This is a genomic window from Pseudomonas sp. 8Z (assembly GCF_902506535.1).
Taxonomy (GTDB): Bacteria; Pseudomonadota; Gammaproteobacteria; order Pseudomonadales; family Pseudomonadaceae; genus Aquipseudomonas.
Genome location: NZ_LR733826.1, coordinates 195,502 through 214,142 on the forward strand (window position 1 = coordinate 195,502; position 18,641 = coordinate 214,142).

Consider the following 18,641-nt stretch of genomic DNA (forward strand, 5'->3'; position numbering starts at 1 on the left):
AGTGCTCCAACGATCAAATCGACATAGCGAGTTCTAGGTGGGTGAGTTGGACGGTGTCCTCTCAGGGCTTTGAGCGTGCGGTGAGGATGGTCAGGATGGCCGACAGCAGCAGGATCGCGGCGCTGGTGAAAAAGGTGGCCTGATAACCGATGTGGTCGAACAGCAGGCCACCCAGCGTGGAGCCCAGGGCGATCGACAGTTGAACAACTGCGACGAAAAGGCCGCCACCTGCTTCTGCATCTTTGGGGAACGTCATCGCGATCCAGGCCCACCAGCCCACGGGGGCGGCAGTGCCGGTCAACCCCCATAGCCCTAGCAGGGCGACGACGACCGCGAGCCAGCCACCGAATGCCACTAGGGCCAGTGCTGTCAGTGTCATCAGTAACGGGATGGCGACCATGGTATGGATAAAGCGCCGTTGCAAAAGATTGCCAATCAGCAGAGTGCCGATGAAGCCCGCGACACCGATCACCAGCAGTACTAGGGAGATAGATGTGCCATGCACCCCGGTGACGGTTTCCAGGAAGGGGCGCACATAGGTGAACAGGGCAAATTGGCCCATGAAGAACAAGCTGCTGGCTAGCATGCCGATCACGACGCCAGGGCGTTTAAGCAACGTGAACACGCTGAACAAATTGTGCGTACCAGGCGCACGCGCAGCCGCCTGCATGGACGGCAGTGTTGCCCATTGCCAGGCCAGCGCGGCCAGTGCAACTGGTACCAGGCAGAGAAATGCGCCGCGCCAGCCGATGAAGGTGCCAAGCCAGGCGCCCAGCGGAGCAGCCACCACCGTGGACAGGGCATTACCACCATTGACCAGCGCTAGAGCGCGTGGCACGTCATGGCTTGGCACCAAACGAATGGCCGTTGCGGCGGACATCGACCAGAAGCCGCCGATCACCACGCCGATCAGTGCCCGGCCTAGCATGTAGATGAGATAGTTCGGTGCCAACGCGACGATGGCGCCGGACACGCCCATCGCTGCCGTCAGCCCCAGTAGCAGAGTCTTGCGGTTCAGGCTGCCAACAAGCGAGGAAATGAACAGACTGGTCAGTACGGCGAAAGCCCCCGAGATGGCGATGCCCTGACCCGCCATACCTTCGGTGATGTGCAAATCATTGGCGATGGGGCTCAGCAGGCTGACCGGCAGGAACTCCGACGCGACCAGAGCGAAAGCGCAAACCGAGATGCCCAAAACACCACTCCAAGAGCTGGAGGGATTGGTCATTTCATGGTGGGTGTCGAGCGTACTGGCTGTCATGCAGAACCTGGTTCATCTACAGAAGAAAGGAAACTTCACCGCTGACTGGGCAGCTCCGTTGAATGGGCTTGTTCGGCAATCAAGGGAGCTGCCAAGCAGTAGCCACGATGTTGGTTGGCTAATGTTCGGGTATATGGATATCTATGACTAGCTAATCAATTCTTAAAGAGGATATAAGCTCTGCTAATCATTTATTCATGGAAAAATGCAGCATGATCAAACGTAATCTCAACGACCTGCTGTCTTTCGTAACCGTCGCCCGTGAGGGGACTTTCACTCGTGCCGCCGCTCAGCTAGGGGTGACGCAATCGGCTCTGAGCCAATCAATAAGCGGCCTGGAGACTCGATTGCAGATCCGCCTGCTCACCCGCACCACGCGCAGCGTTTCGCCTACGGCAGCGGGAGAGCGCCTGTTGAATGCCATTGGCAATCGCTTTGATGAAATCGAGGCTGAGCTGGATGAACTGACGGCGCTGCGCGACAAGCCAAGCGGCACCGTTCGTATTACCTGTGGCGACCATATCCAGCGAACCAATCTGCTGCCCAAGCTCACGCCCTTGCTGTTTGAGTACCCGGACATCAAGATCGAGTTCGATATCAACTATGGTTTCCGCGATATCGTGGCCGACCGCTTCGATGCAGGCGTGCGCTTGGGCGACACCATCGACAAGGACATGATCGCTGTGCCGATTGGGCCGCCTGTGCGTATGGCCGTTGTGGCCTCTCCTGGCTACTTTGCTGTGCATCCGAAACCCAAGAACCCGCGTGATCTGGTTAATCACAACTGCATCAACATGCGTATGCAGTCCGGCGGGGGGCTCTATGTCTGGGATTTTCAGCGCAAGGACAAGCTGTTGAATGTTCGCGTGGATGGGCAACTCATTTTCAATACTTCGCCCAATATCGTGGATGCCGCGTTGGCCGGGTTGGGGATCGCCTGGCTTCCCGAGGAGGAGTTTGCGCCGCACATTGAGGAGGGACGCCTGGTACGTGTGCTGGAGGATTGGTGTCAGCCGTTCCCTGGGTACTACCTGTATTACCCGAGTCGTCGGCAGCCATCCCCGGCTTTTACCTTGGTCGTTGATGCGCTGCGCCTCTCAACGCCCGGTGGTGGCCGGATAGAACCCAAAGGGTGACCCGGCAGCCTCTGCTGATTCTTGCGTTTATCCATTGGCAGCTAAATAGCCTTATTAGCTAGGCTAATCAATTGCCTCGGGAGTTTTTCTGTAGAGTCTCTGGGCTTATTCCGTCCAGCCGTTTCTACTCTGCGCAGGTTCTGCCTTCGAAGTTAATTTTGACAGGAGTTCAACTCATGACACGTCTTCAAATCAACGGGCAAACCAAGGATGTCGATGCCCCCGGCGAGATACCTCTGCTGTGGGCATTGCGCGATGAGTTGGGCATGACCGGAACCAAGTTCGGCTGCGGTATGGCGTTGTGTGGCGCCTGTACTGTGCATATGGATGGCAGCGCAATTCGTTCATGCGTGACGCCTATCTCGGCCGTGACCGGAAAGGCGATTTCGACCATTGAGGGGATGGAGGTGGACCCTGTGGGGCAGGTTGTGCAGCATGCCTGGGTGGAGAATAACGTCGCCCAATGTGGTTACTGCCAGGCGGGACAAATCATGACTGCGGTGAGCTTGCTCAAGAGCACACCGAGGCCGAGTGAAGAGCAAATCGACCAGGCGATGAGCGGAAATATCTGCCGTTGCGGCACCTACCCACGCATTCGTGCGGCCATCTTGCAGGCGGCCGACCAACTGGCGCAGGGAGGTCAGCGATGAAAACTTCCTCTGGATTTTCCCGCCGTGAGTTTCTCCACGGTAGCCTCGCGGCATTGACACTGGCGGTGACGGCCAAGGGTTTGGTTAGCGCCGCCTGGGCGGCTGACGTTGCGCCGAAATACGGTGCTGACAGCATGCCTGGCGGCACAGTGGATGATCCGCTGGTTTTCGTGTCCATCGCTGAAGATGGCACCGTCACCATCGTGGCGCATCGTGCGGAGATGGGCACAGGTGTGCGTACCAGCTTGCCGATGGTGGTGGCCGACGAGATGGAAGCACGTTGGGAGCATGTGACGATCGTGCAGGCCGAGGCCAATGAAGAGCGTTACGGCAACCAGAATGTGGATGGTTCGCGCAGTGTGCGCCATTTCCTCATGCCCATGCGACGTGTGGGGGCTGCGGCGCGACAGATGCTCGAAGCGGCAGCCGCCGCACGCTGGTCAGTGTCTGTGGCTGAGGTCAAAGCCGTACAGCATGAAGTCGTTCACATACCCAGCGGGCGGCGCCTGGGTTACGGCGAGTTGGCAGCGGAAGCGGCCAAGCAGCCTGTGCCTCGAACCGATGCGCTCAAGCTCAAGGCGCGTGACGAGTTTCGCTACATTGGCAAGGATCAGGTGCGCCTGATCGATCTGGAAGCCATCGGTAAAGGGCAGGCTACCTACGGAATGGACATGCGCTTGCCAGGCATGGTCTATGCCGTGGTCGCGCGCCCGCCTGTGGTCGGCGGCAAGCTGCTTCGCTTCGATGCCAGCAAGGCTCTGGCGGTACCCGGTGTTTTGAAGGTTGTGGAGCTGCCGGTCATGACTGGCGCACCGGCTTTCCAGCCTTTAGGGGGTGTGGCGGTGGTTGCGCGCAATACCTGGGCTGCTCGCCAAGGTCGTACCGCGCTTGAGATCGAATGGGACGACGGCCCCAACGCTGGCTATGACACCAGCGTCTACCGGCAGACGCTGGAGACTGCCGCGCGCAAGGCCGGCAAGGTGGTACGCAATCAGGGCGATACTGCCCAGGCTTGGGAGGCTGCCCCCGAAGCCGAGCGTCTGACCGCGGAGTATTACGTGCCGCACCTTGCTCATGCCTCGATGGAGCCGCCGGTGGCTACCGTGCAGATCAAAGCCGGTATGGCCGAGGTTTGGACTTCGATCCAGAACCCTGTCGCAGCGCGTGATGCGGTGGCGGCGCGGCTGAAACTCAAGCCGGAGAACGTCAAGGTCAACGTGTTGCTGCTGGGCGGTGGTTTTGGTCGTAAGTCCAAGCCTGATTTCGTCGATGAGGCGACCGTTGTTGCGCAGGCCATGCCCGAGGGTACGCCGGTCAAGCTGGTCTGGACGCGCGAAGACGACATTCAGCATGACTACCTGCACACCGTTTCGGTCGAACGACTGGAGGCCGTTATCGACAGCCAGGGTCAGGTCAGCTCTTGGCTGCACCGCAGCGCCGCCCCTACGATCGGCTCGCTGTTCAAGGAGGGGGCCATGGGTGGGCAGATTTTTGAGACTGCGATGTCGGCAATCAACATGCCCTATCGTATTGCCAACGTACGCGTGGAAACGGCTGAGGTGCCTGCGCATGCTCGCATTGGTTGGTTCCGTTCAGTGTCCAATATCCCGCATGCCTTTGCTGCGCAGTGTTTCATTGCTGAGCTGGCGCACCGTGCAGGCAAGGATCATCGGCAGTTTGCCTTCGATCTGATTGGCCCCGCGCGGCAGATAGACCCCGCCACGATGGCCGATACCTGGAACTACACCGAGTCGCCCGAACGCTACCCCTATGACACCGGGCGCTTGCGTGGCGTAATCGATGCCGCGTGCGAGGGCGCTGGGTGGGGGCGCAAGCTCGCAGCAGGGCATGGTCTGGGGCTGGCGTTCTGCTATAGCTTTCTCAGCTACACCGCTGCAGTCGTGGAGGTCGCCGTCGATGATAAGGGCGCCGTACGTGTCGTGAGTGTGGACATGGCGATCGATTGCGGCCCTCAGATCAATCCCGAGCGAATCCGCGCACAGCTTGAAGGTGGTGCGATCATGGGCCTTAGTCTGGCGCTGAGCAGCCAGATTACCTTTGCGAAGGGGCGAGTGAGTCAGAGCAACTTCCATGACTACGAAGTGCTGCGCCATAACGTCTCGCCCCGGGTGATCCGTACTCATCTGGTCAACGATGACCACAACCTGCCGCCGGGTGGTGTGGGTGAGCCGCCAGTGCCGCCAGTGGCACCTGCTCTGTGCAACGCGATCTTTGCCGCTACAGGCAAACGCGTGCGCAGCTTACCGGTACGAACGGTGGTTTAAGACCTTACTCATGCAGGCAGATCAATTCGCTTTGCCTGCATGAGCTGAAGTCGAGTGCCAGGTGTTACGGGCGCCTCATATCGTCCTTCCAGGCCTTAAAGATTGCCTCACTCCACATGCGCGCAAACGCGGTTGCGGCCTTGCTGTTTGGCTTCGTACAGCAGGTTGTCGCAGTGGGCGAAGAGATCCTGCGCCTGTTGCACGCGGGTGGCCTGCGTGGTGCTTGCACCGATGCTGATGGTCAGATGGTTGAGGCTGTCGGGGCGGTGTAGATGCTCGATGGCGAGGTCGGCTATATGCTCGCGCAGTCGCTCGGCCAGTGCGCGTAATTCTTCGGCATCGGCGATCTGCAAGAGAACGACGAACTCCTCGCCGCCATAGCGAAAGACCTCGCCCTGGCCATGCCGTAGGCTGGCACTGATACCGTGGGCGACGGCGCACAGGCTCTGGTCGCCAACCTGATGGCCGTAGTGGTCGTTGAAGGGCTTGAAGAAGTCGATGTCCAGCAGCAGCAGTGAGAAGGGGCGGCCATTGCGCTGCATCTGCTGCCAGTGTTCATCCAGGGCCCTGTCGAATGCGCGGCGGTTGCCCACGCTGGTCAGTGCGTCGGTGCGGGCCTGCTCGCTCAGGCGTTGGTTGAGTGCGGCCAACTCGTCACGCTGGCGCTGTTTTTCCTGATCGTCGAGAAAGGCTCGGCGCACTTCATTGATATTAGTCCAACTGATGAACAGGCTGAACAGCAGCACAGGCAGATAGGCGATGCTGAATACCAGCACCGGTTTGCCCTGGCCGTCGTGCAGCAGCCATAAGTTGTACAGGATGATCGTCGAGATGGCGCAGGAGCAGGCGAGGATGCCGCGGAAACTGTAGCGCGCGCCCAGGTTGGCCAGGATGACGAACACCACCGAGGCATAGACGAAGGTGGGCACGTCCGGTGATTGGCTGCGCTTGAGCAGCTCGAACCAGGCGATGGTGGAAATGATGTCGTGTATCGGCATCAGCATGTCCATCAGCAGGACGTTGCGATAGCGCCAGAACACCACGTAGATGTTGCACAGGCCAATCAGGCTGAGGATGCCGCGCAGCAGCAGCGATTCCATTGCCATATCGGCAATCAGCAAGGCATCGGCGAAGACGTAGAGGTCATAGGCGAACATGGCGATGAAGTTGATCGCCAGCAAGAAGCGCCCATGCTGCTCGACGACATAGCGCTGATAAGCCGGTTGTAACGGGGCGGGAATCACGTGGCGCGTTCGCTTGATAGGGGTCTGGCCGGGGGTGGAGGCACTCATCGTGTAGAAATCCTTTCGCATAGTGTCGAAATGATGGCGCTTTGCTTTATTTGTGTGGCCTGACGCCATTATTACGCCATTTATTGGCTACAAAAATCCAGGCACTTATGCCGCGCTGCAAGACGGGCGTTTTTTCGCCGCTCAAGTGCTTTGTTCAGTTGAGGTCTGTGTGCGCCGTGACGGCGCGTGCTGCTCTGCGTTTGTGCAGTGTGGTGATGCTCTGCGTAGGCGGATTTGAGCGGCGCCAGCGCTGCCGGGAGTTGACGGGAATGGCACAGTCCATGCTTTCTTCTTGAGAACAAAAAGTTCTCCATGGGAATTTGCTTGGAGGGCGATCGACTATTGCCTTGCTTTCATCCTGGAGGGTTTGCGATGACAGCATCCAGTGCCGAACCTCTGTTCAGTACCCCGCGTTATGCCAGCCAGGCTTCCGACCAGTCGGCTAGCCGCCGCATTGTGGTCGCTCAGCAGGCGAGTGCGGCCCGTGCCTTGCTCGATCATCCGGCGCCGACTCTGCTGTTGTGTCTGGGTACCGTGTCGCCCGCCCGCGATCAGGAGTGCTTGCCCAGCCCCGAGGCCCTGTATCTGCGTTTGCAGATGCTGCTGGAGCAGGCGCAGGTCGGCACTCGGCTTTATGTGTGTGGCGATGAAAGCTTTCTCTGGCATGTGCAGCACCTGGCGTTGCAGGCCGGTTTGCTCGGTGACGAGATCGAACTGTTCAAGCAAGGTGCGCGCCGTCGCCTGTACTGCGTGCACTGTGGGTATTTGCAGGACATCGGCAATGAGGGCGAGTGCACCTGCGCGCAGTGCCAGGTGAGGCTGCTGGTACGCGAGCATTTTTCGCAGCGCTTGGGCGCCTATATGGGCGTGTGCATTGACCCGGACGCCCCCTATGCGCAGCAGGTGCAGGCATGAGCGCGATGATCGAGGTGCAGGTCACGCAGGTGCGCCAACTGACGCCCGTGGTGCGCGAGTTCAGCTTCGCTGCTGTCGATGGCGTGCTGCCGGGGTTTTCTTGCGGCAGCCATGTGCAGGTGCTGCTGCCCACGGCTGAACGCACGCTGCGCAACGCCTATTCACTGCTGGGTGATCCACGGCAGAACGGCATCTACCGCATTGCCGTGCGCTTGCAGGAGGCTTCGCGCGGTGGTTCGCGTTACCTGCACGAGCAGGTCAAGGTCGGCGACCGTCTGCACATCGGCGTGCCGAGCAATCTGTTCGCCCTGCATTCGCAGGCGCGCCATCACATTCTGCTTGCCGGTGGCATCGGCATCACGCCGTTCATGGCCTATCTGGCCGAGTTACAGGCCAGCGGCGCCTCTTTCGAGCTGCACTACGCCTACCGCAGCGGGTTGACCGATGCCTACGCCGACGAGCTACGCGAGCGCCTGGGTGAGCGTTTTCATGGCTACGACGCCGCAGCGGGGCAGCGTTTGGCCTGTGCCGGGCTGCTGCGCGACAAGCCACTTGGCAGCCATCTCTATGTCTGTGGCCCACAGCGCCTGCTCAATGAAATCAGAACACTGGCCGAGACTCAGGGCTGGTCGGCCGGACGCGTGCACTGGGAGGCCTTTGCCGCGCCGGAGCCGGGCCAGCCGTTCAGCGTCGAGCTGGCGCGCAGTGGCCAGCGCCTGCAGGTGCCGGGCGACCACAGCCTGCTCGAAGCGCTGGAGGCCGCCGGTGTGGACGTGCCCAACCTGTGTCGGGGCGGGGTGTGCGGGCAGTGCACCACACGTTACCTGAGCGGTGAGGTGGAGCACCGCGACCACTACCTGGATGAGCAACAGCGCGGTGAGGCGCTGATGCCCTGTGTTTCCCGTGGCGGCTGCTCCGGCACGCTGCTGCTCGATCTTTGAGGAGTTCGCTATGCCTGTCGTGATCAAGCCGCTGGAAACCTATCGAGGCGATTTCACCTTCCGCAACAGCCCCGAGGCCATCGCCCGTTTTCCCTTCCCGTTCCCCGAGGACAGTTACATGTACTCGGTCAATCTCGAACCGGCGACGCCGCGCGAGCCGGGGTCGGTGTACGCGCACTGGTTCGACATCGACGAGCATTACGCCTCGGAGATGGCCGAGCGTGCCCGCGTGCTGGAGCAAGACCCGCAGCGTTGCCTGGTGCTGCCGCACATGGCCCAAGCCGCCTGGGACACCCTGGAAATGCTGATGGAGCACCTGGCCGCCGACTATCCCGAGCATTTCGCCCTCGTGCGTGACGGCGATCAGTGGCTGTGGACCAATCGCCCGCTGGGCATCGAGCAGCGCTTTACCTTCGGCGATGCCAGCACGCTGCCGTTCGAGCCGCTGGAGTACATCACGCGCCAGGCACAGGGCGACTTCGCCGTGCTCGATCAGCGCGATGGCGACCTGTTCATGGACGCCGGCATGGTCACTTGCCCGGCGGACTGGTCGATCAAGTTCGACGCCGGCATGAGCTTCAAGCAGTGGCACGCGCCGGTGCCGGGGGTGGCGCATCAGCTAGGGGTGTTCGACCGCGCGCTCAAGTACCTGCTGAATATTCAGGTCGGCCAGCCGGTACGCCGCCTGAACTGGACCATGACCATCAACCCACGCCTGGACACTTCCCCGGAGACCTTTCATGAGTGGGGCCATGAGCGCGGTTTGGTGACGCCGGAGAATGTCGCACGCCTGGTGCACCTGCGCGTCGAGTTGCAATTCATGCCGCGCCTGCCACGCAGCAATGCGCTGCTGTTCGGCATCCGCACCTACCTGATCAGCCTGGAAGAATTGGCCACCAATCCAGCCTGGGCCTGCCGCCTGCACCGCGTATTGCGCGATCTGCCGGATGAAATCGCCGACTACAAGGGCATGACCCGCTACCGCCAGACCGTGGTGGATTGGCTGCGCCAGTTCGACCCGCAGGCCCAGGCCGCCTGAATACCGCCGAGTTCTCTCGCCCACAAATGGGCGAGGGGGCAGAACCCTGCCTGCATGCGCAGGCTCAACGATGAATGACAGGAGACACTGACATGGCTAATTCCTGGCGTATTTCCGCCCTTGCCGAGCGTCACCGTGCACTGGGTTCCAAGCTCGAAGACTGGAGTGGCATGGGCACCGCCTGGACTTACGCCAGCGACCTGGCCGACGAGCACGAGGCGATCCGCACCCGTGCCGGGCTGATGGACGTGTCCGGTTTGAAGAAGGTGCACTACGTCGGCCCGCATGCCGAAAGTCTGTTGGAGTACGCCACCAGCCGCGACATTTCCAAGGTCTATCCGGGCAAGAGCGTGTACGCCACCATGCTCAACGAGGCCGGCAAGTTCGTCGACGACTGCGTGATCTACCGCACCGGCCCCAACGCCTTCATGGTGGTACACGGTTCCGGCAACGGCCACGAGATGCTCGTGCGCTCGGCCCAGGGCCGTCAGGTGGCGGTGCTGTTCGACGACGATCTGCACGACCTGTCGCTGCAAGGCCCGTTGGCGGTGGATTTTCTCGCCGAGCATGTGCCGGGCATTCGCGAGCTGCCGTACTTTCATCATCTGCAGACCAAGCTGTTCGACTGCCCGGTGATGATCTCGCGCACCGGCTATACCGGCGAGCGCGGCTACGAGATCTTCTGCAAGGCCGCCGACGCGCCGGCCATCTGGGACAGCATCCTGGAACAGGGCAAGGGCCTGGGCATCATCCCCTGCGCCTTTACCGCGCTGGACTGGCTGCGGGTGGAGAGCTACCTGCTGTTCTTCCCCTACGACAACTCAGAGATGTACCCCTTCGCTGATCAGCCGGCTGGCGACACGCTCTGGGAGCTGGGCCTGGACTTCACCGTGTCGCCGACCAAGGGCGATTTTCGCGGTGCCACCGAGCATCGTCGCCTGCAGGGCAAGGAACGCTTCAAAATCTTCGGCGTGCTGCTCGACGGCGACAAGGCGGCCGAGGCCGGTGACACCCTGTGGGCCGGCGGCAAGCAGGTGGGCGTGATTACCTGCGCCATGTACTCGCGGCTGTCCGGCAAATCCATGGCCATCGCCCGCATGGACGTGCCTTATGCCGAGCAGGGTGCGGCGCTGGAAGTCAAAGGCAGCCTGGCGGTCAAGGCCATCGCCCACAGTTTGCCGTTCGACGACCCGGAGAAGAAAAAGCGTACCGCCAAGGGCTGATGAGGGCTGATTAAGGAACAGGGCCATGGAGCATGGCCCGCCTGATGTTTACCAAGGAGCGTGCGATGGCCTGGTTCAATGGCTGGGGATTTTTGCTGCTGGCGGGGCTGTGCGAGGTGTTCTACGCCTCGATCATTCCGCGTACCGATGGTTTCACCCGTTTGTGGCCAAGCCTGTATTGCGGTTTTTTCCTGTTGCTCAGCATCTACCTGCTGAGCCTTTCCGTGCGCGTGCTGCCGCTGGGCGTGGCATACGCGGTGTGGGTTGGTATCGGCACCTTGGGCACCGTGGTCTACGGTGCGCTGTTTCTGGGCGAAAGCCTGAATCTGCTGCGCAGCCTGTGTTTGTTGATGATCATTGGCGGCATTGTTGGCTTGAAGCTCTTCACGCCTACACCGTTGACCTGACCTGACCTGACCTGACCTGACCTGACGTGCGCGGCCGGTGCCGGGCCGCGCACTAGCTCAGAGCTGGACGCGGGCGATGTTCTCGCGCCCGGCCACGCTGGTGCGCGCCAGGCTCTCGCTTTCCCGGCGAGCGTTGTGGAAGGCGGCTGCCGATTGTTCCGCGCTGTTGCGTACCGAGGCGAAGCCATGGCTGATCAGCTCGGCCACTGAGCTTTGTTCCTCGGCGGCGGTGGCGATCATTTCCACTTCACGCTGAGCGTGGCGACGCTTTCGGCGTTGCGCTGGCTCGATTCGCTCAACGCCTGGCTGCAATGAGCCTCAGCGTGTGAGGAGCTGTCGATGCCTTGAACCTGGCGCAGGTTCTGCTGCATGCGCTGCAAGGCTGCGAGCGTGCTGCTTTCTGCGATATGCAGTAGATCCCCGCGGCCACGCCTTGAGCCATTGCTGGCCAGCGATATGTCTGAAGCGAGGGCCGCTGCGTTGACGGACGGTGCCAGATCAACGCAGCGGCTAGGTGAGAGGGGGGAGCGTAAAAGGGTCGACGGCAGGAGCCGTCGACCAGAGGGCTTACTTGAGTTTGGGCAGATCTTCGTCGGGTAGGGCGTAGCTGTGCTTCTCATGGATCATGGTGGCGATCAGCGCATAGAGGCTGACGCCGGCCACCAGCAGGCTGATGAAAACCAGGATGGCGGGTTTGTCGGCGAAGGTGAATACGGCGCTGGCGCCTTCGTAGGTGGTGATGCTCATGCTGTGTTCCTCGCAATGGAGCTGGCCGCGTATGCGGCCAGGCTGCAAAAGGTAAGTCAGGCGGATTTCGGCGCGGTGGTTGCCAGCGGTGCCGGCTCACTGCCGCCGACGCTGGTGCTCGAACCGTACATCGAGGTCCATTCCGGGTAGGCCTGGGCCGGTACTTCGGTCAGATCCAGACCACGCTCCTCGGCATGTGCCGGTACACGCAGCAGGTCGGCTTTTTTCAGCGCGTAGGAGATCAGGTAGCCGGGGATGAAGCCCAGCGCGGCCATGACCACGGCACCGCCCAGTTGACCGAAGAAGCTGATCGGCGGCATGCCGTTCACGTTCGGGTAACCGGCCAGGAAGATGCCGCTGATGACGATGCCGGCAAAACCGCCGAAACCATGCACGGCGAAGGCGCCGACGGCGTCGTCGAGGCGGAACTTGAGCAGCAGGTTGTTGACCAGCGGTGCGGTGGCCGAGACGGCCATGGCGATCAGATAGGCCAGGCCGGGGTGGTACAGATCCAGACCCGGTGCCACCGAGATGATTCCGACCAGGCCACCGGACATCATCCAGAACGGCTCACGGGTGGTCAGGTAGGCGCCGATCAGGCCGCCGGCAAAGCCCATCAGGGTGTTGAAGGCGAAGGCCGAGAGGTTGGTGGGGGCGCCGTAAATGTTGATCCACTGCGCGCCCGAGTTGTAGATGATGCAGCCGCCGAGGAAGCCGAAGAAGCCGACGATGATCAGCATGAGGCCAACCACGCTCATCGGCATGCTGTGACCGACGATGGCGTTGGCGCTGCCATCGGCATTGAAGCGACCGATACGCGCGCCGAGGTTGATCACCACCGCCAGGGTGAAGAAGCCGGCGATCATGTGCACGCAGCCGGCCGCGCCGACGTCATGGAAGCCCCATTTGACGGTCAGCCAGCCTTCCGGGTGCCAGCCCCAGGACGCCGCCACCAGCCAGAGAAAGCCGCCAAGGAAGATGGTCATGATGATGAAGGCGCTCATCCGCGTACGTTCGATCAGCGCACCGGAGAGAATCGAGCCGGTAGTGGCGGCGAACATGGCGAAGGCGGCCCAGAAGATACCGGTGGCGTTATCGCTGATGTTCGGCCCCATGGATTGGCTCCAGGGCATGCCGGCCATGATGGCATCCATGCGTGGCACGATGCCGTCCGGGAAGCCGTTATAGACCGCCCAGCCGACCAGGAACACGCTGGGTACGATGAAGCCGAAGGCGAGGATATTCTTCACCCCGGCTGCCAGCGCGTTCTTCAGTCGCGAAGCGCCGATCTCGTATGACAGGAAGCCCACGTGAATGCAGATCATCAGGGCGATACACCACCAGTAGAATATTTCCATATTCAGGGTGTTGGTCATCTCTATCAGAGCCTGTAGCTCCTCCAGAGTGGGTGTCTTCTGCTCTTCCATCTATCAATCCTCGATGCTGTTCTTGGAATGTCTGTCGGTCATGGCAGTGGAACTGAAGGGATGCGCCGCGTGGGCCCTAGCTTTATCTGTAGTTATAAAAAGTTCGCATGGTGAATAGGCAATCCTTATGCCAGAAAGCTGTTTTGCTCAGCAGGCCAGGGGCGTGCCTGTTTGGAAATATCTGGTTAAAAAGTGCCCCGTTTGTGTTCATCGTGCTGTGCTTGCGCCTGAAAATGGGTCGCATCTCATGGCTTTTTCTGCAGCATGCCCTGGATCTGCTGCACCGATTCCTGGGTGCGCCTGGCTAGGTTGCGCACTTCATCGGCGACCACGGCGAAACCGCGCCCTTGCTCGCCGGCACGGGCGGCCTCGATGGCGGCGTTGAGCGCCAGCAGGTTGGTTTGCTCGGCGATGCCCTTGATCACCCCGGCGACCTGGGCAATCTGCCCGTAGGTGGCCTGGATGCTCGCTTGCTCGCGCTCCTGCAAGCTGGCGGCGGCTTTTTCATCGGTGATCTCACGCACCGCACCGGTGACATAAAGCAGCTTGCCCTGAGCATCACGCAGGCAGCGACCACGTTCACGGAACCAGACCTCGCCACGGGTCTTGTGGCGCATGCGGTACTCCACGGCGTAGAAACCGTCGCCGCTTTTGTCCACCATCGAGGCATTGAAGGCTTGCATCACGGCCTTGAGATCTTCGGCGTTGACCACCTGAAAGTAGCTGTCCCAGCCGTCGGGAAACTCGGCATAGCTGTAGCCGATCAGTTCGCGAAATTGCTCGGACCAGCGGATCAGGTTCTGCGGGTGGTCGGGGTCTCCACCTACCACGTTCATTGCCCAACAGCCTTCGGTGAGGGTGCGTTTGGTCAGTTCCCAGACTTGACGCTCTTCTTCCCAGTGGGCGCGCTCGGCAGCGACGTCCTGATTCTGCGCATGGCTGGCGCGCAGCTCATCTTCGAGCAGGGCGCATTGCTGTTCGGCTTGTGCCAGGCGCTGTTGCAGGGCGGCATATTCGGCGGCGCTGCAGGGCGGTGGGGGCAGTTGTTCGCTGTGTTGGCGAATGCGCTGCAGTTCTTCCCAGTCATGTTGCAGGCGCTGCAGGCTGCCGAGCAACTGCGGCTGTTGTTGCAGATGGGGACGTTCATCTGCCGGTTGGCGGTGGCTGAGCAGGTGTTCGAGCCACTGATTGAGTTCGCTGGCCAGGTTTCGGGTCGTATTGCTGAACCACATTGGCCGATCCTCCTTGGACGTTGACGAGAGCACTCTGTGCTTGCCTAGCAATTAGCTGTCCAAGATCGCCTGCTGCGGCGCATGCCCTGTTCAGGCACGTACCCGCAGCTTCTCCGGGTCGTAGGCGACGGTGCTGGCCGCGACGCTGGCGCCGATGCGTTTCTGCTGGCCGTCGAGCTTGCCGACTTCCACGCGCGTACCGGGCGTGCAGTAGTCCACTGCCAGGCGGCACAAGGCGATGTTCTTGCCCAGTCGTGGTGCGCGTGTGGCGCTGGTGATGACCCCGACCTGGGCTCGCCCGATATGCACGCAGTCGCCGTGGGCCGCCGTTTCGTTGCCGTCCAGCTCCAGGCCCACCAGGCGTTGCATCGGGTGTTCCTTGCGCCGCAGTAGGGCGTTACGGCCAATGAAGTCGTCCTGTTTGCCCTGTAGTGGCACACAAAAGCCGATGCCAGCCTCGAACGGGTCGGTCTGGTCGCTGAACTCGTAGCCGGCGAAGATCAGCCCCGCTTCGATGCGCAGCATGTCCAGCGCGTGCAGGCCGAGCGGCGCCAGGCCCAGGGGGGCGCCGAGCTGCCACAGGCGCTGCCAGACCTGCATCGCATCATTCGGGTGGCACCAGATTTCATAGCCCAGCTCACCGGTGTAGCCGGTGCGCGACACCATCAGCGGTGGGCCGTCGTAGTCGTCCAGTCGGCCAATAAGAAAGCGGAACCAGCCCAGCTCTTCTAGCTTCGGTTGGGTGCCCGGCGTCCAGATCATCTGCTTGAGCAGTTCGCGCGAGCTCGGGCCTTGCACGGCGATGTTGTGGATTTGCTCGGAGGCGGACTTGATCCACACCTTCATACCCAGTTTCTCGGCCTGCTGGCGCAGCCAGTCACCACCGAAGTCCTCGCCGCAGATCCAGCGAAAGGCATCCGGCCCCAGGCGTAGCAGCGTGCCGTCATCGAGCATGCCGCCGTGCTCATAACACATGGCGCTGTACACCACCTGGCCAACGCTGAGCTTGCGCACGTCGCGGGTCAGGCAGTGGTTGAGCAGGGCCTCGGCGTCGGGGCCGAGCACCTCGAACTTGCGCAGGGCGGACAGATCCATCACCGCCACCCGCTCGCGGCAGGCGTGGTATTCGGCCAGCGTGCCGTAAGCGTCGAACTGGGTGGGCGTCCACCAGCCGCGATAATCGACGAACTGGCGGGTGAGGGCGGAAGTGCCCGGATGAAAGCCGCTTTCGCGGGTCAGCACCGGGTCGGCGTCGGGCGTTTTGCGGTTGGCCATGGCGATACTGAAGCGCTCCTTGTCGGCATACACGCGGATATGAATGTCGGTCGGCTGCCAGCCGTTGGCCGGGTCGATGTCGTCCGGGCAGGAGCTGCTGGCGCACACCAGCTCGCGCTGGGCGCGCAGCAGCACGTAGTCGCCGGGGCGTGACCAGGGTTCATCCAGCGTGAGCTGCTGGTGGGCGTCGACGCCGGTGTTGAAGAAAAAGTTGATCGCCGGCCAGCCGCGCCGGCCCTGCACGCCATGGGCGGCGAGTGCGCGGCTGAGGTTGTCGCTGCAGTTGGCGTGGCCGAAATAGCCCTGTGCCTCGTAGTAACGCGCGGTGCAGGCCAGGGCGAAGGTGTCGTGGCGGCCCACGGTGTCGCGCACCACCTCCAGCATCGGCTGCAGGTCGCGGTCGAAGAAGCGGCTGAACAGGCCGGGCCCCGGATAGGCGCTGCCGTTGAGGGTGCGAGTGACGGTGGGGTCGAGGTCGATCTCGCGACCCGCATCGAGGCCACGGCGGTCGAAGGCGACGAAGTCCGAACACTGGCGCCCGGCAACGTCGAGCACCTGAATGTACTGGCCGGGGGCGACGATGTAGTCACGCGCGGTGCCGGGGGCGATGGTGAATTCGTCGACCACCTCGCCGAGCGGCGCTGGCAGGGTGGGAATCAGCAGGCTCGACGGGTTGGCGCGTTGGATGATCAAACGCAGTTCGCTGGCGCGCTGTTGGCTGTCCACCGCTGTCTGTCCGCCGGGGGCGGCGACGATGACCAGCAGCGCCGCGTTGGCGCTCAGGCTGCGGCTGAAACCGGCGGGTGTGTCGTCTGGCCACAGGCGCGCAGCGGAGGGTAAGTGGCGAGAGTCGATATGGCGTTTGCGCAGGCCGCTGGCGACGTGCTGCGATTCGCGGCTGCCATCGCTGAGCAGACGGCCGATGAAGTCGGCGCCGGGGCAGGTTTGCAGGCAGAGGGCGGCGAGCGCTTCGCGGCCCGTTTCGTCGAAGGCCAGCAGCTCGGCGCGCTGGTCGCCTTCGAGGTCGATCACGTCCAGCCGGTCACCCGGCTCCAGGGCGATCACCGTCAGGCCGCCGGGGGCGACGCGATGGCGCTCCAGGCCAGGGGCGCGGGCGAACAGCGCCGGCTCGTATGGTCGGGAAATCACGGGCATCTGCATGCAAGGCACCTGGGTTCTTACCGATTGAGGCGTCAGTGGTGGGCTGAAGCCCACCCTACGGCGCGTGTCGAGCAGCTTGGGTGCGGTTCAGCCCACGGCCTTGATGACCGCCTGCGGCGAATCGGCCAGATAGGCTTCGAGCGAGTCATCCAGGGCCTCCAGCCAGGGGGTGTGGTGCGGCGTGGCCAGGGTGCCGGTCATCAGCGAGCGGTGGCATTTGTTGCGGTAGCCCATGATGTCGTCGTACTTGTCGTGCTTCCAGTCGAGGAAGGTCTGGTTCACTGCGGCGATATCGAAGCTCGGGTAGTCGGTGGCGTCGATCAGGGTCTGGATGTACTGGCCCTGGAACTCGAACATTTCCTGGGCGTTCTTCAGGGTGAGCTCCTGCTCGCGCCAGGCCAGGTCCTCGGCGTGCATGGCGGTGTGGTCGGGCAGGGCGATACGTCCGAGGATCACGTCGCGGGCGTACCAGGCCTGCGCGTCGAACATGTTGAAGCTGTACCATTGGTCCTGCATGCCGAGGTAGACCAGCTTGGGGTTGTCCTCCCAGAACACGCCCTTGTACAGGTTCAGCGGCCACAGGCGGTTGTTGGTTTTCAGGCGCAGTTCTTCTGCGAGGAAGGGGAAGTGGTGCTTGTAGCCGGTGCACAGGACGATGGCATCGATGTGCTTGCTGGTGCCGTCGGCGAAGAACGCGGTGCTGCCCTTGACGTGGCTCAGCAGCGGTTTCTCCTCCCAGTTCTCTGGCCACTTGTAGCCCATCGGGGCGCTGCGGTAGCAACTGGTGATCGAGCGCGCGCCGTACTTGTAGCACTGCGAGCCGATGTCTTCGGCCGAGTAGCTGGCGCCGACGATGAGCACGTCCTTGCCCTTGAATTCCAGCGCATCGCGAAAGTCGTGGGCATGCAGCACACGCCCGGCGAAGCTCTCGAAACCCTCGAAGTAGGGCACGTTGGGCGTGGAGAAATGGCCGCTGGCGACCACCACGTAGTCGAAGCGTTCGGTGCGGGTGAGGTCGTGATCGTAACTGTGCACGGTGACGTCGAACTGGCCGCTGCTCTCATCGAACGTGACCCCGCGCACGGCGCTGTTGAACTGGATGTACTGGCGCACACCGGCCTTTTCGACGCGGCCCTTGATGTAATCCCACAGCACCTCGCGCGGTGGGTAGGAGCCTATCGGGCGAGCGAAGTGCTCATCGAAGGTGTAATCGGCGAACTCCAGGCATTCCTTCGGCCCGTTCGACCACAGGTAGCGGTACATGCTGCCGTGTACCGGCTCGCCATGTTCGTCGAGGCCGGTACGCCAGGTGTAGTTCCACATGCCGCCCCAGTCGCTTTGCTTTTCGAAGCAGACCAGCTCGGGGATTTCCGCGCCTTTGGCGGCGGCGGACTGGAAGGCTCGGAGCTGGGCCAGGCCGCAGGGGCCGGCGCCGATGATGGCGATGCGAGTGGTCATGAGGCGCTCCCGTACGGATCTTTATGGTGAATTTCAGGAATTTAATTTTCCTTCTGGGAATTACCTTACGGGCTTCATCTCTGGCTGCAATTCGCTCATTGGGGATACCTCCTTGGGGGTAGTGGCAATGAGCTGACCGCCCTGATCGGAGGCGTTCAGGCGTCGGATTGGTGCAATGAATAATTTCTTTAC

At 62.0% G+C, this 18,641-nt stretch carries 16 protein-coding genes and 1 pseudogene; 8 read left to right on the forward strand and 9 right to left on the reverse strand.

Annotated elements, in window-relative coordinates:
- Positions 1-61 precede the first annotated feature (61 nt).
- A complete protein-coding gene (locus AERO9A_RS10245) occupies positions 62-1,261 on the reverse strand; it encodes an MFS transporter (RefSeq protein WP_159971862.1) in 1,200 nt (399 codons plus the stop codon).
- A gap of 212 nt (positions 1,262-1,473) precedes the next feature.
- On the opposite strand from AERO9A_RS10245, the gene AERO9A_RS10250 reads away from it, so the two are divergent.
- From AERO9A_RS10250 to AERO9A_RS10260, 3 genes are all read left to right on the forward strand, one after another.
- Positions 1,474-2,397: a LysR family transcriptional regulator gene (locus AERO9A_RS10250; RefSeq protein WP_159971863.1), complete on the forward strand. Its 924-nt coding sequence runs from the start codon at positions 1,474-1,476 to the stop codon at positions 2,395-2,397.
- Positions 2,398-2,573: 176 nt separating this feature from the next.
- Complete coding sequence (locus tag AERO9A_RS10255; RefSeq protein ID WP_159971864.1) at positions 2,574-3,047, forward strand: (2Fe-2S)-binding protein; 474 nt, start codon at positions 2,574-2,576, stop codon at positions 3,045-3,047.
- The gene (locus AERO9A_RS10260; protein ID WP_159971865.1) at positions 3,044-5,332 is read left to right on the forward strand and encodes a xanthine dehydrogenase family protein molybdopterin-binding subunit; all 2,289 of its coding nucleotides are present in this window, start codon (positions 3,044-3,046) and stop codon (positions 5,330-5,332) included. The genes AERO9A_RS10255 and AERO9A_RS10260 overlap by 4 nt, the downstream gene beginning before the upstream one ends.
- 107 nt (positions 5,333-5,439) lie before the next feature.
- Here the strand turns inward: AERO9A_RS10260 and AERO9A_RS10265 are convergent, their stop codons facing one another.
- Entirely contained in the window at positions 5,440-6,624 is a 1,185-nt protein-coding gene (locus AERO9A_RS10265) for a GGDEF domain-containing protein (RefSeq protein WP_159971866.1), read from the reverse strand.
- Positions 6,625-6,996: 372 nt separating this feature from the next.
- Here AERO9A_RS10265 and AERO9A_RS10270 point away from each other — a divergent pair, with 372 nt between their 5' ends.
- From AERO9A_RS10270 to AERO9A_RS10290, 5 genes are all read left to right on the forward strand, one after another.
- The gene (locus AERO9A_RS10270) at positions 6,997-7,539 is read left to right on the forward strand and encodes a dimethylamine monooxygenase subunit DmmA family protein (RefSeq protein WP_159971867.1); all 543 of its coding nucleotides are present in this window, start codon (positions 6,997-6,999) and stop codon (positions 7,537-7,539) included.
- Positions 7,536-8,480: a PDR/VanB family oxidoreductase gene (locus AERO9A_RS10275; RefSeq protein ID WP_159971868.1), complete on the forward strand. Its 945-nt coding sequence runs from the start codon at positions 7,536-7,538 to the stop codon at positions 8,478-8,480. The genes AERO9A_RS10270 and AERO9A_RS10275 overlap by 4 nt, the downstream gene beginning before the upstream one ends.
- Positions 8,481-8,490: 10 nt before the next feature.
- Complete coding sequence (locus AERO9A_RS10280; RefSeq protein ID WP_159971869.1) at positions 8,491-9,519, forward strand: DUF3445 domain-containing protein; 1,029 nt, start codon at positions 8,491-8,493, stop codon at positions 9,517-9,519.
- 92 nt (positions 9,520-9,611) lie between these two features.
- The gene (locus AERO9A_RS10285; protein ID WP_159971870.1) at positions 9,612-10,742 is read left to right on the forward strand and encodes an aminomethyltransferase family protein; all 1,131 of its coding nucleotides are present in this window, start codon (positions 9,612-9,614) and stop codon (positions 10,740-10,742) included.
- A 65-nt stretch (positions 10,743-10,807) separates the two neighbouring features.
- Positions 10,808-11,149: a multidrug efflux SMR transporter gene (locus AERO9A_RS10290; RefSeq protein ID WP_159972303.1), complete on the forward strand. Its 342-nt coding sequence runs from the start codon at positions 10,808-10,810 to the stop codon at positions 11,147-11,149.
- 57 nt (positions 11,150-11,206) lie between these two features.
- Here AERO9A_RS10290 and AERO9A_RS10295 read toward each other — a convergent pair whose 3' ends face one another.
- The 7 genes and pseudogenes from AERO9A_RS10295 to AERO9A_RS10320 all read right to left on the reverse strand — a co-directional run bounded on the left by AERO9A_RS10295 (position 11,207) and on the right by AERO9A_RS10320 (position 18,449).
- The gene (locus AERO9A_RS10295) at positions 11,207-11,389 is read right to left on the reverse strand and encodes a hypothetical protein (protein WP_159971871.1); all 183 of its coding nucleotides are present in this window, start codon (positions 11,387-11,389) and stop codon (positions 11,207-11,209) included.
- Positions 11,386-11,520: a hypothetical protein gene (locus tag AERO9A_RS22465; RefSeq protein WP_256665909.1), complete on the reverse strand. Its 135-nt coding sequence runs from the start codon at positions 11,518-11,520 to the stop codon at positions 11,386-11,388. Before AERO9A_RS22465 ends, AERO9A_RS10295 begins: the two co-directional genes overlap by 4 nt.
- 196 nt (positions 11,521-11,716) lie before the next feature.
- Positions 11,717-11,896 carry a hypothetical protein gene (locus AERO9A_RS10300; RefSeq protein WP_159971872.1) on the reverse strand — a complete coding sequence of 60 codons (180 nt, stop codon included), beginning with the start codon at positions 11,894-11,896 and terminating at the stop codon, positions 11,717-11,719.
- 56 nt (positions 11,897-11,952) lie between these two features.
- On the reverse strand, positions 11,953-13,323 hold the full coding sequence (locus AERO9A_RS10305; protein WP_159971873.1) for an ammonium transporter: 1,371 nt from the start codon (positions 13,321-13,323) through the stop codon (positions 11,953-11,955).
- Between the two features lie 260 nt (positions 13,324-13,583).
- Positions 13,584-14,555, reverse strand: a pseudogene (locus tag AERO9A_RS22635) (methyl-accepting chemotaxis protein); the annotation flags it as partial.
- Positions 14,556-14,645: 90 nt separating this feature from the next.
- Positions 14,646-16,991, reverse strand: coding sequence for a DUF1989 domain-containing protein (locus AERO9A_RS10315; protein ID WP_159971875.1), 2,346 nt, complete (start codon positions 16,989-16,991; stop codon positions 14,646-14,648).
- Positions 16,992-17,078: 87 nt separating this feature from the next.
- Complete coding sequence (locus AERO9A_RS10320) at positions 17,079-18,449, reverse strand: NAD(P)-binding domain-containing protein (RefSeq protein WP_159971876.1); 1,371 nt, start codon at positions 18,447-18,449, stop codon at positions 17,079-17,081.
- Positions 18,450-18,641 lie beyond the last annotated feature (192 nt).